At 39.1% G+C, this 16209-nt stretch carries 11 protein-coding genes; all 11 read right to left on the bottom strand.

What is annotated here, in order from left to right; all coding sequences use genetic code 11:
* Positions 1-2: 2 nt before the first annotated feature.
* Positions 3-3080 (bottom strand): efflux RND transporter permease subunit, encoded by a 3078-nt coding sequence (locus tag G7Y45_RS16495; protein WP_005780238.1) that lies wholly within the window; start codon positions 3078-3080, stop codon positions 3-5.
* A 26-nt stretch (positions 3081-3106) separates the two neighbouring features.
* Complete coding sequence (locus G7Y45_RS16500; RefSeq protein ID WP_005780239.1) at positions 3107-4177, bottom strand: efflux RND transporter periplasmic adaptor subunit; 1071 nt, start codon at positions 4175-4177, stop codon at positions 3107-3109.
* 408 nt (positions 4178-4585) lie between these two features.
* Positions 4586-6277, bottom strand: coding sequence for an O-antigen ligase family protein (locus G7Y45_RS16505; RefSeq protein WP_005807397.1), 1692 nt, complete (start codon positions 6275-6277; stop codon positions 4586-4588).
* A complete protein-coding gene (lepB, locus tag G7Y45_RS16510) occupies positions 6274-7164 on the bottom strand; it encodes a signal peptidase I (protein ID WP_044301888.1) in 891 nt (296 codons plus the stop codon). The genes G7Y45_RS16505 and lepB overlap by 4 nt, the downstream gene beginning before the upstream one ends.
* A gap of 31 nt (positions 7165-7195) precedes the next feature.
* Positions 7196-8224: a BF3164 family lipoprotein gene (locus G7Y45_RS16515; RefSeq protein ID WP_101603321.1), complete on the bottom strand. Its 1029-nt coding sequence runs from the start codon at positions 8222-8224 to the stop codon at positions 7196-7198.
* Between the two features lie 816 nt (positions 8225-9040).
* The gene (locus G7Y45_RS16520; protein ID WP_032542524.1) at positions 9041-10207 is read right to left on the bottom strand and encodes a DUF4221 family protein; all 1167 of its coding nucleotides are present in this window, start codon (positions 10205-10207) and stop codon (positions 9041-9043) included.
* 49 nt (positions 10208-10256) lie between these two features.
* Positions 10257-10811, bottom strand: a complete 555-nt coding sequence (locus G7Y45_RS16525; RefSeq protein ID WP_165015782.1) for a hypothetical protein — start codon at positions 10809-10811, stop codon at positions 10257-10259.
* On the bottom strand, positions 10808-11818 hold the full coding sequence (locus G7Y45_RS16530; protein WP_032530592.1) for a BF3164 family lipoprotein: 1011 nt from the start codon (positions 11816-11818) through the stop codon (positions 10808-10810). Before G7Y45_RS16530 ends, G7Y45_RS16525 begins: the two co-directional genes overlap by 4 nt.
* A gap of 184 nt (positions 11819-12002) precedes the next feature.
* Positions 12003-13934 carry a transglutaminase domain-containing protein gene (locus G7Y45_RS16535; protein WP_241158984.1) on the bottom strand — a complete coding sequence of 644 codons (1932 nt, stop codon included), beginning with the start codon at positions 13932-13934 and terminating at the stop codon, positions 12003-12005.
* A gap of 119 nt (positions 13935-14053) precedes the next feature.
* Positions 14054-15181 carry a hypothetical protein gene (locus tag G7Y45_RS16540; RefSeq protein ID WP_032542526.1) on the bottom strand — a complete coding sequence of 376 codons (1128 nt, stop codon included), beginning with the start codon at positions 15179-15181 and terminating at the stop codon, positions 14054-14056.
* Positions 15182-15333: 152 nt separating this feature from the next.
* Positions 15334-16200 (bottom strand): DUF1573 domain-containing protein, encoded by an 867-nt coding sequence (locus tag G7Y45_RS16545; RefSeq protein WP_032542527.1) that lies wholly within the window; start codon positions 16198-16200, stop codon positions 15334-15336.
* Positions 16201-16209: the final 9 nt, after the last annotated feature.

The following is a 16209-nucleotide window of genomic DNA, read 5'->3' on the forward strand; positions in this document are numbered from 1 at the left end:
ATCTATCGTTTTACTTTATTTCTATAAATAAACCAGTACAGTAAAGGGATGATAAACAAACTCACCAGTGTACCGATCGTCATGGTACCAATCATGGCAATGGAAAGCGGCTTCTGAAGCTCGGATCCAAGGTCGTACGAGAACAGCAACGGGACCATTGCGAAGATGGTGGTCAATGATGTCATAATGATCGGACGTAATCTTCTGCGCCCGGCTTCGTGAATGGCTTCCAGCAAAGGTACCCCTTCTTTACGCAATTCATTAATAGCATCCAACTTCAGGATAGAGTCATTGATCACGATACCGCAAGTCACAATCAACCCGATGGCCGACATCAGATTCAATGTATGTCCGCATATCCAGAGCAGTACCAATGCAAATGCCACGTCAATCGGTATTTCCATCAATACCAGCAAGGGTTGCATAAAGCTCTCGAACTGGGCTGCCAAAATAAAATACATCAGCAACAATGAAATGAACAGAATCACGACCAACTCGTCCAGCATCTTCTGATTGGAAAAGAAACTACCGGAAAAGCCGATGTCCCAATCTCCTGTTTCATTAGTCACTTCTTTCACCTCAGTCATTAACTGTTCGGCATCCTCCACTCCATAGAATTTATAAGGAATATACTCTCCGTTTCTTCCGGCCGTGATGCTCTTTAAATCTTCGGCGGGAGTTACCTTTATCAACTCACGCAAGGGGATGAAGTTCACCTCTCCCGTCTTACTATCCGGTTGGGTCTGAATCAATGTTTCCTGCAAAACCTGATTGACCGTTTTTTCGTCTCCTGCAATGCTGATAGGCAGATATTGTTGATAAGAATGCAACATAGCTACACTGTTCTCTTTGAAAGCAGTTCTCAGCACCCGGTACAGTTCATTATAAGAGATTTGATACAACAATAACTTTTCCTGGTTAATGCTAAGGTTCAACTGATTTTCGAAAGCAATACCCGTCGGAGGTATTCCCGTTTTTTGCCTGAACGTCTGTTCCAGTCCGCGTAAGGTACCAGGTTCGGGTGCCTTGTCTTTATTACGGGCATACAACTCGGCCACAATATCAGCCTCCCCTGTCACAAACAGTTTTTCAAAAACAGTCTCCGGTGGAGAAAACGAAATTACCGCCAAGGGATAGCGCTCTTTCAGCCTTTTATAAATCTCTGACTGCAACGGAGCAATCTCCTTCGAAGTTTCTGTCTTAAAATACAGTTCTGCCTCTGATGACGACAACTCCTGCTCACGATTTAAGATGTAATCCTGCAGTCCGATGGAGGCCGTCTGCTCTACAGATTGCCCCTGCAACTCACGGAACAACTCGTCTACACGACGCTGATTTTCGTCCACATGGATGTTCTCGTTCCATTCGATACGGGTGATCAATTCATTTTCATCGATGTCCGGCATTCTCTCCTTATCAATAAAGAAGAAAAAGAAAATACATAGCGGGAAAGAAATAACGCAGAACAGTACACTCAGCGTTTTATGGCTAAATACCCAATCGACTCCTTTATCATAGAAACGATCCAAGGTATGTTCTTTCAACGGATTGTTAATCTTCAGCCTCAGCCACTTCGGCCCTCCTTTTATTCCGGTACGATAGACCAACATATACAAAACAGGAAGCAACATGATACCTGTAAAATATGAAACCATCAGTCCTACCGTTACGGCAAAGGCCTGATCGTAAAAAATAGCACCTGCGATACCGCTCATAAATACCAAAGGCACAAATACGGCAATTGTCGTAAAAGAAGAACTAAGCATAGGAGTTACCACCTCGCTTGTTCCTGCCACACAGGCTCTCCTCAACGAATAGCCCTTTTCCCGGTATTGTGATATATTTTCAGTTACAATAATCGAACTGTCGATCATCATACCCAATGCAAGGATCAATCCGGACAGGGAGATGATGTTGAGAGACATCTTACACAAGTAGAAAAACAAGAAACTGATGACGATGGATACCACCATACTCAGTCCAATAATAAAAGGAGATTTGATATCGCCCAGGAACAGTACGGCAACAATACAAATAAAGAAGAAACCAAGTGAAAGATTCTGCTGGAGATTGGATATCGTATAATCCAGCAGTTCAGTTTGATTTCGGCTCACACTAAACTCGATATCCGGATAGATCTTTTTGAAATAGTCCATCGTTTCCGACAGTGCCTCCTTCATTTTATCCATGTTTTCGTCAGCTTGCTTAATGATGGCAAGAGTCACCGCTCTCTTTCCGTTCGAAACGGATACTCCTTTTTCTTTAACCGGCACCACCGCTATGCGACAGAATTCTTTCAACTGTATGATACGGTCTCCCTTCCGGATATAAATGTTCTCCACATCTTCCGAGGTACGAAGTAAAGTAGAAAATTTAATGTTGTATTCATAGTATCCATCCCGCACAGTCATACTCCCCGGCTCCACATTGTTTTGTGCCAAAGCCGTTTCAATATCTTCAATAGACAATTCGAGCATAGCCAGTTTGTCCATATCAGGCACAATCTGCAACTGTCTTTCCAATAATCCGGTAACGTCTACCATTGCCACTTCGGGCAATTGTTCGATACGGCGCTTGATGACCGATTCGGAAAACTCACATAAATTCAGAAATGCCCTTTGATCTGTCTCTTCATAAGCACTGTCCGTCTTCAGGGTCAGGTTCAGATAGAACACCGGAATATCGGTTGCACTTGCCTTAATCACCTTCGGACGGTCTGTATCTTTTGGCAGATAATTCATAGCCGCATCAATTTTTTCATTGACCTCTATGAACGCCAAATCCGTATTGGTACCAAAATCAAAATTAAGCCGGATAATACCTGCACCATCACGTGTTTCGCTGGACATGTCTTTCAAAGCAGCCACTTGAATCAATTGCTGGCGGATAGGCTTCACTACTGTGTTTTCCAATTCACGTGCCGAAGTATTCTTCGCTGCTACCTGTACGGTAATCTCTGGGATAGAGATATCCGGCAGCAACGATACCGGCAACGTGAAATACGTCACCAACCCCACTATGAAGCAAGCCGTAAAAGCCATCAATACGGCAATGGGACGTTGTATCAGGAATTTAATCATAATTGTTTTGTGTTAGTGATTCATCCTTATTCAATGATAGTGACCGGAGCTTCGTGTGCCAGATTGATGTTTCCGGTTACAATTACAGTATCTCCTTCTGTCAGTCCATCGGCAACACTATAGCTGTCAGCATTTTCCAGAGCGGTATGAATATAGTTCCACTGAGCCATCTTTCCATCTTTCAAAGTAAACACAACCTGTTTGCCCGACCGAAGCACCACTGCACTTTTAGGAATCACCAACTGCTCTCCCAACGAACGGTGCACACTGACACGCACATTCATTCCGCTAAACAGTCTGCCTGCCCCGTTCACCCGGGCTTTCACCTTCACCATTCCTTTATCGTCCACCAATGGATTGATTTCCGATATATTTCCTTCATGTACTGTCGCCGCATCAGAATAAGGTTTAATCACCACCTTATCTCCATTCTTTATTAAAGGCAACTCACTTTCCAGCACGGTAAAGTCTACTTCCATTCCCTGCATATCGATCACCGTACAGAATATTTCCGAAGTATTCGCCAGATTATAAGGCTTCGAAAACAAGTTAGCAACTACCCCGGCAAAAGGTGCTATCAATGTAGCATGCTCTGCATTGTATTTTGCCATTTCATATTGCGATTTACTTTGGTCATAACCACTCTTCACCTTCGCCAATTTCATGGTTTCTTCAGGTACCTGACTGATATCATCTGCCGGATAACCTTGACTGATAAGCACATCACGCAACTCGAGCTCGGATTTTTTCAAAGCATCTTCTGCCTGTGACAACAGATTGTCAAGTTTGAACTTATCCAACTCTGCCAACTTTTGTCCCTTCTGCACCCGGTCTCCGTTCTTCACCCAAATATGAGCTATCACCTCACCACTTTCAAATCTCAGATCAGCCATTCCCTTGGCAGATACTTTTCCATTACTCACCAGTTCATGGTTGAATACCTGCTTCTTCAAGGTCATAACGGACACTTCATTTTTCGTGTCGGGCAACACAGTTTCCACTCCTTTTTCAGAAGCACTTTCTTTCTTCTCACCGGAACAAGCTGTCAGCATTGCCAATGCCAGGCAAAGCGTATAGAAGGGATATTGGTTTTTCATAATGTTATTAAACTTTTCTCTATTAATTTATGGTTGCAAATATAGTTGGTTATTTTCTAACACACAAAATAAATGGCGGACTAAATTCTGCTGGCACACTGCCATTAAAACACTGATAATTTGCCATTTACGATTTTTACGTTACAAACAGAGGTGGACAAAAAACATTTCACCCCGGTTAATCCGTAAAAAATCAGATAATCCTATCACATTTCATCCTCTATTCTCACTATTATGCTCATTCCTCTTCACGGTAGAAACCTGCTTATCTGATATCCTATTTCCGGAGAACAAATATAGCCGGCACTGAAACCAAAGCCGGAATGACCTCAATCGAGACCCTAAATATAATTGCTAATATTTAAAATGCCAAAAGAAAAAGCAGACTTTTTTTGCATTTAAAACATATTAATCATTTACTTTTCTGCTTTTTACGATTTTTTCGTTACTTACATTTACAAGTAACTTCCTAACTTCTTCTCTCATCTCTCTTACGGCAGTCGACTGCACTTTAGGTTCTTTAGTCAAGACCAATTCCGCCATTTTCTGTAATTTATCCCGTTGTAAATACTCAGGAACAGCATACAGTTTTGCCAGCAAGTAATATGGATAAATCCGGCCCGGCAATAAATGAGTGGAACGTAATAACCATTTTTCGGCTTCAGCATATTCTCCCTTTTCCTGAAAATTCTTACCAATAATATTTAGTATCATCGGATCGCAACTTCGGGTAGAAGCCTCTTTTAATAATAAGATTGAAGCATCCGCCTCCTTTAATTTATGCAAACAATGCCCGTACTCAAATAAAAAGGCCCCTCTTTTCTTCAACTTCGGATATAAACGCTCATAGCCTTCTTTGGCACTTTGATAAGCTCCTGCCTGATATAACATGCGACAATTAGCCCAGTCTTTACACTCTTTATATACGTCCGCCTGCTGCCAATAGTATCCGGAAATCCCCAATACACAGGCAAAGACCAGTTGCCAGGCAAGAAAACGATCTGCGACACAAGCCATCAATAAAACCACGAAAGAGATAACAAAGGCGGGCAACTGCATCGGATAAGAAGAAAAAGCAAACACCAGCAACGAGATTATTCCACCACATGCGCCTAAACGCTTCAAGCCGACACCTCGCCACAGGCAAAAACCAACAAAAGCCAGGAAACAGAACAAAACCGGAATTCCCCGTTCGACTGCAATCTGCAAATATTCATTAAAAGCATACTCCGGACTTCCTGCCACCAGTTCTTCACGTAGAGAATAATCTCCTTTTGCAAAGTAAGTTTCCTGAGCTGTCCCGTATGCAAGTGCAAAACTCCCTTGACCATACCCTGTAAATGGTTTTTCCATAACAGCCTGCGTACTGATTTTCCACATGAACAATCGTCCACTGGCTGAATCTTTTTTCAGATAAAACAGACAAACTCCCCCCACCAGCACGACTATGCACAGAGCCGAAGCAATTGCTATCATCTTTGCTTTTTTACGCATCCATATCCTCTTCAGATGTACCGGCCAGGACTTATGTACACCATATACCCAAATACCGGAAACAATGGCAGCCAACCATGCCGAACGGCTCATACCTGCCGGAAGCACACAAAGTATAAGAAACAATACTGCCAATGTCCCATAATATCCGGTCCACTCGATCCAGTTTTTATTTATCCTTTTTCGCAATTTTAGCCATTGATCCAGACAAAGCGGAAAGACCATGGCCAGATAACCGGAATAAGGCCCCGGATTAAAAAAAGACCCGGTCAGGGAATATAGAGAATGATGGGAAGAAGTAAAACCATAAAGTTGTCTTAATCCATAAACAGCCTCGGAAGCGGCCAACGCTATAAGACTCCAGACAACTACCTGATAAAAATCCCTCCCCATATCATACCTCTTTTTATAATAGACAAAAGCCAACAATAAAAGTCCTGTAGCAGCCCCCATAGCGGCCTTTGCCAGATAAGCCCATTGTCCGGACAGTTCACCTGCCGGAAGCATCGGATCATTTACCCATACCACAGACAGCAATGTGCACACTATCGCTAAAAGTCCCCCACGGAGTATAATATGTATATAATCTACCTTCATCTCCGTCATTTTATTTTTTTAAATACCCTATCCCAACGAATTTTTTCACGCAAAGGATCATCCGAACGCCATATCGTAAATGCTCTTCCCACAATATATGATTCGGGCAGCATGCCCCAGTAGCGGGAATCTTTTGAGTTTTCCATATTATCCCCCGATACGAAATAATAATTCTCCATAAACTTATATTCTCTTATCACACTATCGCCCAGACAAACTGAATTCCCCTTTTGTTGCAATCTCTTTTTCTGTTCCCAATGAATCAATCTTCCATAAAGTAAACGGGACAACGTATCAATCTTCACTACCTGCCCCTTTGCCGGCACCGGAAGAGGACCGAACTCCTGAATGGTCCATCCCAAACGTCCGTCCCACGGAAAAGCATCTATCACAATCCCTCGCGAATCCTCTCTTCTGACCCGGGAAATCCGATGTTGTGCCTTCACATTCCCCAAACTGTCTTTTATCCCCTTGATATGATAATATCCCCTGCGTATTTCCAACGTATCTCCCGGAAGAGCAATGCACCGCTTCACATAATACTTCATTATATCGAATCCGATACTATCACTCCCATCCTGATAAGGGAAATTAAATACAAGCACATCGTTCCTTTTAAACGAGCCAAAGCCCGGCAGACGATAGATAGGAACGTCCTCACCCCGTAACGATGCAAAGATATTGAACAGTCGTGCCCCTCCGGTCCATTTATCCACTAATATCTTATCTCCCGAAAGTAAGGCCGGTTCCATCGAGTTTGAAGGGATCTTGAAAGAAGTCAAGCAAAATACCTGTAATACCATCCAGGCTACAAAAGCCACACAAGAATAGAAACAGATATTCACAATCCAGTTTCCGATTCGTTTCATCGTTTTCATCCAAACTTCTTTCTTCATATCTACATATATATTTTAATACGATCTCCCGTCAAGAATCGAAAGTAAAAGAGACCAAATAAAATTCCCGGGTTTTAGAAAAAGCAATCCCATAAAGTTTATTAGGTTCCCGGATCGAAGCACAAATTCTCAGAATGAGGCAATCAGTATTATATTTGATTAATTCCCGGCCGTCCCAATCAAAAACAGATAAGTTATTGAATAAATTGGGATTCTTGTCACCTATAAATACACTATAAACCTTTTCATCCGTGGCACATAACGCAGAGAAGCCCCAAACAGTCTCCCCTGTGCTTTGGATAGTTCCGGATAAATATTGCACAACCGGAGGATAAAATTTTCGGATTGCTTTTAATTCTATGCCTTTTGATAAATCAAATAATTCAAGGACTCCTCCATATAAAGTTCCCACAACCATTTTTTTACAATCCGGAGATACCGCAATTGCAGGCGATGACCAAACGGCACGTTCTTCCGGAGTATCTATAGGAAAATCACTGTAATCAGCCACCACTTCGGCATCTGCCAGCATCTGAAAACGTTTTTGCTGATCCGACTTTGTTCCCAACTGACCATCCACCAGAAATTTATCATCCCGAAGTCCCCACACCCGGCGTACTGTAGCTCCTAAATTATAAAAAGGCTGTTCTTCTATCAATGTTCCCCAATTATCATCCTCTTTATCAAACTGATAAGTCAATAACTTCATAGAAGATTCATCATACACCGAAATGTTCTTTTCACGTGCATCATAATAGCACATGTTTGCAGTAGTCACTTCACCCGGTCCCTGTCCCCTTCTTACAAAACTTCCAAGCAATTGGCCTGTGCTCTTATCATATACTTGCAACCATGTATTATCAACCAAAGCCAATATAAAGATATAGTCCTCACTAACAGCCATATCCAAAGGATAGCTAATCAGCAGTTCGTCCGACAAACGATGAGCATGTATGTTCTTTACTTCCGGAAACGTAGGAGGTGCATAAGCACTATGTTGTTTCTGACAAGAACACAAAATAGTTATTAAACAAACACACAATAACAACTTCTTCCACATATATTAGTCAAGGCTACATATTATGATATTTTTTCTATACTCGCAAAAATAATACATTTTAAATTATAAACACATCTTATTCGTAAAAACATTACCAAATGTTTTAGATCCTGTTTAAAAATGATTGAAACAAAAGATTAAGAAGGTTTCCGTATTGTGCAATCCTGTGGTGAAAAGACACTTTCCTACAAAAAACGCATTTCGATCTTCCATCTTCCACCTTTTTAAGTTTAATTTATTAATAATCAATACAATAGCATGGTGGAAGATCGTGTTTTTAAGCCATTTATCTTCCACCTCCATCTTCCATCTTCCACCTCCGTTTTTAAGGGATAAATAAGCTATAAATATCTGATATGCACATACATATAGTTGGTTTTTTATCTATTTATGTCTATTATTGTATTTTGTTTTTCTTGCTATCTTTAGTGAAAATGGTCTTTTCTTTATCCCGTCCCGCATACCTGTGCCCATGAGCCCAGGTATGCAGGCCCATAAGCCCGGGTACACAGGCCCACAAGCCCGGGTACACGGACTCAGATAACGGTGCAGAATAAAGACGTAATATTCTTATTATAAGCGTGTTAATAAAGCAATATTTTCGATATCATTTTAGAATAATCTTCGTTGTGGATATGGATAGTTTGTTCAAAACTGTTCCCTGGATCCCCAAAATCCCACTCTACTTTTTTAGGATTGCTAACCTGCAATACTATCATTTATATTCCTTTTCAAAAAAGCCTCTGACTCCGAAATACATCCACCACAGCCCACATTAGATATAATCACAATATTTCCATACTATATCCAGTTTCCTCATAATTTTAATAGTTCAAATGTTTTAAAACGCATTATATCATCATCTTCTGACTCCACTTGAATGTGAAATCCATCCGGACCGACAAAACATTGATTTAATAAATAAAGTTCTTGGGGTAACATTGTTTCTCCCACAATTTGAAAGTTCTTATCTAAAATAGTCACTGACATTGGTTTGCGTAGCACCCCCTCTTTAGGATCAATACTACTGTCTGGATGTCCTGCCAAACGATAGTAAACCTCTCTATATGAGTCATAGTGAATACATCCATAATTCAAACTATGGACATAGTGATCTCTATCGGCTTCTGGAGAAAAATGTTCGAAATCAAGACTTTTCTCAACTGGTTCAATAACGATATCTTCTTTGGTTCCGGCATAAAACTCATGATATTGCAGTGAGTTTACATGATGTACTCTTATATTATGATCGGCAGCAAAACTAATAACCAGTTCATTATTAGGAGACAAGGTATAATAAGGGAAACGATATGTAAAACTTCCTCCCCAATTTCCAGAATGATACATAGATGGATAACTATCAGAATACCTAATAGTGTTCTTCTGCAAATTATAGAAAGCCATCACAGGACGATTTGAATCATTCTCACCCTCAAATTCATAAAAAAGAGTTCCGGACAACAACAATTCATCACCTATTTTTAAAATAGGAGAATTTGTACGCGGAAACAATTCAGAAGGTGCAAAAATGGAATCTCCTTTCAAACGTCTGACAATGTCTATTCGTTTCTTATCTTTCACATGACTACTATCATTCGTCAGGTACAGATAACGTGTCATCCTATCATACAAATAAATCGAATCTTTATTCAAAAACAAGTATGAAGTAATACTGCCAACTCCATTCGAGCCCTCCTGCTCAAACCTAATCTTACCCATATTTTTCACAGTCCCGTAATCATACAGTACAATCGAGTTATCATAGTTATTTATAAACGAAAAAACCAGTTTTCCATCCATATAGATCAATTGTAAATAATCTGATAATTGAACCGTTTCACTGTCCAACGGAAAACATTTATCTTCCTTCGCTACTAATGTATAATCATCAGTTCTATGAATTACAGTTTTCTTATCCTGCTGACAAGAACCTACAACTATCCCCAATAAAACTACAAATACAAAACTCCTAATCATTATCATAATACCAATAAAATGCTATATTTATACTATACTAAATTATCAATTCCGCTCAGATTTCCTTTAACGATGCTACAATCCCTTTGACCTGTGGAAGTAACTCCAGAAACATAGAACAGGATGAGAAACTAATATAATACACGCATTTATTCCCTTGCAAATACCATTCGACTTTCTGTAGCGCTGATAATTCATTAGTTTCCGGATGGCGATCGGCTTTATAAGAAGAGACAATCATCTTTTTTCTACCATTAATCGATCTATATATAACCTTTACCCGAGTAGCATCTGCTAATGCCGAAACACTGTCTCTCTCAAATATTTCCTGATAACATTTACAGTTTTGTACTTCTATAATAGTCAAAACAGAACCACAACGATCTTTACGCTTAGAATATACCCTCATAAACTTTGTCGTTTCATACCCTTCTCTTCTACGCCTCAAAGGTTCATCACAGGAACGCACAGCAGAAGGGCGATTCCATCCTTTAGGCACTTCAATCACATACGTCTCACCACGCAAAAGATCTCCGTGGGGTTGAGAAACTTGCGCAACAACCTGAGCACAAAATAAAAAACTTAAAAGAAGCAAGGCTGTCAATTTCATAACTGGGGTAAATTGAATACATAAATATGATCTTCGTCCTCCACAAAAACGCCATAAATCTTATGTGCAACTTCATCAACAGCAAAAGTGTTAATAAAACAGTCGAGTTTATATTGTATGAGTGGTTTCCCTTCCCAATCAAAGACTTGAATATTAGGGGTTGTTTTCCTATCCTCTACATCTTCTGTTGTCATATCCAGATTTAGCGTATAAATGTAATTATCCGTCGTGTACACACATATAGGATGTATAAGCCTCATATTATCATCTACCTCCGGACATTCCTGTCCCGGGAAAAGATCTAAAATTACATCTCTTTTTAGTTTTCCATCCTGGCCATAAATTCTGAAACGGCGTATATGTTGGTAGAACGAAACGAAACAACTCTTATCAGGCTTGGCGACGGTCATCTTTATATACGCTTGATTCCTGCCCAAAACAGATCCGAAACGTTCCTCTGTTTCGGGATATTCTCCCCATGATTCATGATTTCCGTCAGGATAAAGAAACCTAAATTCTTTTTCATTCTCAAAGCCGCCATTACAACAGTAGCTGCTATCGGAAATACTTATCAAGTCATTAAAACAATTAAATCCATAATTTAAAGTCGAAGTCTGTACGGTAGCTTTATCTTTCTCAACACTAATATGTTTCAGGTTAATTCCGTCTAACATGACAAATCCATTCTTTTGATATTTCACAGGGGTAATAGAAGGGAGAACGAAATCATTCGGTCCCTGCCCCTGTGTTCCAAAACTATATTGAAAAGTCAAATCCGGCAAATGGAAGCATTGAAACATAGTATCCATTTTTTCATTGAATACTATCAGATTACTATCACATAAAACTAAACTCCGTGGATACAATAACACCGAAGGAACCTGTATTCTATCGGATTTCAAATTTATGGTATGCTCAAATTGAGCATAATGCATAATCCTATCAGATTCTATACAACTTGATACAGTTATCAATAAAATCACCCATAAAATTCCACGAACTCTCAATCTTTTTTTCATGATAATCAAACTTTTATGTCAGCTTTACGCCACAAAGTTTGAGAAAAAAAAGGGCTTTAAGGGACAATTACAGGTCAAAAAGCAGTAAATTCAGGTCATTTGAGCATTTGTATCATACCCGACAAAGAAAATCAACATAGTTTTCTTTTTATGGTCTGATATTTTCATCTTTCTACCACTTCACAAAGAAAACCTGCCGACCTGCCTCGTTCCGAAATACAGTTTCCTCTTTTCCTCTTGATAAATTTCGGAGCCAAAGCACTGCATTTTGGGGAATATTATCATAATGCAATGTTAATTCTGTAGCCACTTGCTCACCCAACGAGATCCAACCATTAAATCCATCCTGATAATACAACTCATACTGATCTCCTAACCGAATAAAGTTATCATCGTTACGAGGCATATAGACAATCTTTCCGATCTTTTCCGCTTTCCCTAAATCAAGTGTCACAAAAGCTCCTTTTTCTTTGGTGAGAAAAAAAGTTAGCCCATCGCCATCATTCACTTTTAAACTATCGAACCGGTCATCCGCAATAAAAGTATTACTGCCACCAACAACTTTCGCAGAAAGCTTCTCTTGATCATCTGAATTTCGGAACAACTGTAGTTCAGCCAGTTGAAGTGGCTTATCGGGAGGTGATGTGTAACGAATATACCGATACTTCTTTTCCGATGGCGGATAAGCTGCCTGATAGCTTACTTTAGGAGTATCTACTATCTGATACAGCAGGCAAGCATCCGAGAAGTCCAAATGATTAGCCCCTTCTATCTTACTTCCCACCACAGCACTGAGATAATCTTTCAGATATTGCCGTAACAAGAATTTACGATTCAGATCCATACTTTCTTTTTTGGAAAAATCAGGCTTATGATACTTCACCTCTCCCTTTTCATCCACAAGAAAAGGGTATCCGGCCGCTACCCACTTAAGGCCATTAAAATAAAGTGGTTGAAACAAAATGCCCGGTTCCACATTTGTAAATGTAGCTTTGTTTCCTTTCTGCAATGTAATATCTATTGGCATACACCCTTCCAACGTAAACACGCCTAAACAAATGTATTTCTTGTTAACCTGAGAATCAATTTCGATTTCAACCTGGTTTGCCGGAAAATAATCATCAGTCACATCTTTCAGATACGGATCTTTCAGTGGGAACGGAACCGACTGATCACGCCGGATACCCGATATCTTTTCTTGCTGCGCTCCAAAGCATTGCCTGTACACCTTCCCTTTTTCACGTTTATCATTTCCTCCCCGTTCCACTTTAGTCTGAATAAACCAGAAAGGTACATATCCCCCTGTTGTATCCCTCAATACATTCCAGACATGTCCGGCCCCTTTCCCGGGACCATAATGATAAATGTCTGTAGCGGCGGGAATACCCAGAGCACGTAAGACATAAACCGTAAAATCACAAGAAGCCTCACAACTTCCAACCCTATTGGCCAGCAAAAATCCTGCACCCAGATGCGGTAGTTCCAGCTCGACACTATACCTGAAATCTTTTTCCTGACGCAAATAAGCTCCCAAACAATCAGTAGCTTCCACAACATCTGTCCCTTGGTAGAGTGAATCCAATATAGATTCATAACGCTCTTTATACCAACTACGCCACTCCTCTAAAGGTTCATCCCCGACCCGATACGGTAAAATCAACTCGCAAAAATCATCAAACGGCAAATATTTATTCCAAGGTCGTTTTTCCCAAACCTCAAATGCTTGATCAATGTGATGAATCAGGAACTCAGCTCTAATTACCTTAGCATCATATACCCTTTTTAAAGTCCGATAAGAGAAATGCTCCCACTTTTTACGAGCTTCCTTATTTACCCAACCATCCGTATGTACTGTAGCCGCATGAATTGCTTTTAAAGTATCCAACTGCCACCCTTCATAACTAAAATAACGAGGCATATTTTCAATCAGAAATCGTGCGGCATCCTGTTTCAGCCCGCTATCCTTATAGTGTTCCAAAACTTTCTCAAGTTCTCCCCTATTCTCTCCGGCAAACTCCAAAGCATACTTCAGCCGCTTGTTCTCCGTACAAGAACAGCAGACAACAGCACTCAATAATCCGCAAAGCAAATAGATCTTCATCATAATTTTCTTCTTTCCAGACATAACAAGTATATAAATTTATATACTTTCTTGATTATCAAATAATTAACAAGGCATCAATCCACAATAGCACTAATAAGATATTTATTTAAAAAAAGTTCTCATTCTATTCGAAATTTATAAAAAACAAAACGTATATCATTTTCCGTTTCCAAAGGTAACTTACGTACTCCATAGTACCAACCGTTGTTATATCCAAGAAACATAAAATAATCAGGCATATCCACATCAGCCAACATGTTTGAGTTTTGATAAAACTGTATTCCAGTTTTTCTTGTAATCCTTTCTTTCACATAAGTTCGAATTAACATGTTAGTTTCCGGTACATAATCTAATCCAGCACTTGAGCCAACAGTTTTATAATCTTTCATAAATGTCTTTCCCTCATCAAGCTCCGTAGTCTGTGTATAGTTACGATTAATATTCCTACCTTCAAACCCCATAGTATAAATAAGCTTATCCGGATATAAATACACATAAATTAACGAATCCACGTAATGATTCACATACACAGTATCTCCCTTCATTGCAAAACGAAAAGACTCAAAATGCGGTATAGGTTTTTCATGATAAATTTCAGGCATTTTCCCTGTAACACGTTCAACCATCATAGTATTTACATTTAACTCACCAAAAATATGCAATTTGTCATAACGATCTGACCCTATCTGCTTCTCTGAAACAAAACGATCTACTAAATTTACAGGGAAAATTAGAATAGAATCATTCAGATAGTAGAAATCAACTCCATAATCAGTTAAATATATCATATTATAAACTCTTGGAGACTCATAATCTTTACATATCCCATCCCAACCAAAATCAACTTTCCCATGATGAAACAATTCATGGTCCCACCGTTTAAAAGAATGGAGCATGATTGAATTATCAACAATTAAACACTGTTCTTTTTTATTACGAACAGGATAGGCAAACATAAACTCATTTAATTCTCCAGGACCATTTCCTTTTCTAAAATACTCTGCAATAGAATCTCCAGAATTAGCCTTATAGTCATAAAACTTAGAATAATATGTATCAGCAAATGTTATAATAGAATCAACCAAATAAAAATTTCCCCAACCACTAGTATAACTAGCATCAACAACTACAGAATCCAAATATATTTCTTTATTTGACAAACGTTCTCCTGAATGAAGAATATCTTCTGCTTGCCGATTACATGCAAACAAAAAGCCTACGAACAACAAAAAGATTATTTTTCTCATAACATAGATTTTAACTTTATATTAAAAAGCCGGCTTACAATGAATTGCAGCAAGTTTACCAACTACTCCTAGAAATAAACCATTGAACAAAATCGCCCCCCTTGGTTATTTGTCCACCACAACCCGATCGTCAGCCGGCAATATTTTTAGCTTTATTTAGCGTCTCCTTTTATCTTCAGTTGCAAAGGCGAAGATTCCGAATTGCAATAAACCGTGATTGTTTTGTTAAAATGCTCCGGATGCTCAGCTTTATAAGTTACCGCTATATCTATCGATTTTCCTGATTGAACCGGTTCTTTTGAATACTCTACGGTAGTACATCCGCACGAAGTGTTGATATCATCAATCACTAATAGATTCTTACCGGTATTCTGTATAGTAAAAATACATTTTTGTTCTTTCTTAGAATCGAAAATTCCCAAATCCACTAATGTGTCTTCAAGCTCGACATCAGTCTGAGTGCGATTTTCTTTTAAATCAGCTTTACCACCGGAAATAATCTTTAAATACAAATCTTTTATTTGAGGATTTTGCACAGGATTACCCATTGCCACAACCTTATTATCTTGATTAAGTAAAAAGGTCTGGAATCTTACATCTGAAGGAAAATGATTTAATTGGTTGAAATGATCAAGAGTATCAATGCAAACCGGATAAGTAAATTTATCCATCCGCATAGTATGATATATATCTCTACCATTCTTAGAAAAAAAGAAAAACAAAAACTGCACATGCTCAGGCTGCACAGAATCCATATAGTGAATTAACTCTTTCCATTTAGATAAATGTAACTTACAACTGGTGCAACCGGCAGAATCAACATAGGCGACAATCTTATATTCGGTGTCTTTTATACGAAAATCAACATTCTCTTTACCTTGAATACTAAAATACATTTTCTTTGGAAAAACAATTTCCTTATTCATCCATTCTTTCAAAATAGACTCCGCTTGTTTCTTGTTCTCATCTTTACAAGAAAACAAAAAGGAAAAAGCTAACAATACATACAAATATTTCATAAATATCTA

The sequence above is a fragment of the Bacteroides sp. ZJ-18 genome, assembly GCF_011038705.2.
Lineage (GTDB): Bacteria > Bacteroidota > Bacteroidia > Bacteroidales > Bacteroidaceae > Bacteroides > Bacteroides hominis.

Bases quoted from the DNA above. Each gene is read 5' to 3' on its own strand.
- G7Y45_RS16495 (WP_005780238.1), bottom strand. From the start codon at position 3,080: ATGATTAAATTCCTGATACAACGTCCCATTGCCGTATTGATGGCTTTT.
- G7Y45_RS16500 (WP_005780239.1), bottom strand. From the start codon at position 4,177: ATGAAAAACCAATATCCCTTCTATACGCTTTGCCTGGCATTGGCAATG.
- G7Y45_RS16505 (WP_005807397.1), bottom strand. From the start codon at position 6,277: ATGACGGAGATGAAGGTAGATTATATACATATTATACTCCGTGGGGGA.
- lepB (WP_044301888.1), bottom strand. From the start codon at position 7,164: ATGAAGAAAGAAGTTTGGATGAAAACGATGAAACGAATCGGAAACTGG.
- G7Y45_RS16515 (WP_101603321.1), bottom strand. From the start codon at position 8,224: ATGTGGAAGAAGTTGTTATTGTGTGTTTGTTTAATAACTATTTTGTGT.
- G7Y45_RS16520 (WP_032542524.1), bottom strand. From the start codon at position 10,207: ATGATAATGATTAGGAGTTTTGTATTTGTAGTTTTATTGGGGATAGTT.
- G7Y45_RS16525 (WP_165015782.1), bottom strand. From the start codon at position 10,811: ATGAAATTGACAGCCTTGCTTCTTTTAAGTTTTTTATTTTGTGCTCAG.
- G7Y45_RS16535 (WP_241158984.1), bottom strand. From the start codon at position 13,934: ATGATGAAGATCTATTTGCTTTGCGGATTATTGAGTGCTGTTGTCTGC.
- G7Y45_RS16540 (WP_032542526.1), bottom strand. From the start codon at position 15,181: ATGAGAAAAATAATCTTTTTGTTGTTCGTAGGCTTTTTGTTTGCATGT.
- G7Y45_RS16545 (WP_032542527.1), bottom strand. From the start codon at position 16,200: ATGAAATATTTGTATGTATTGTTAGCTTTTTCCTTTTTGTTTTCTTGT.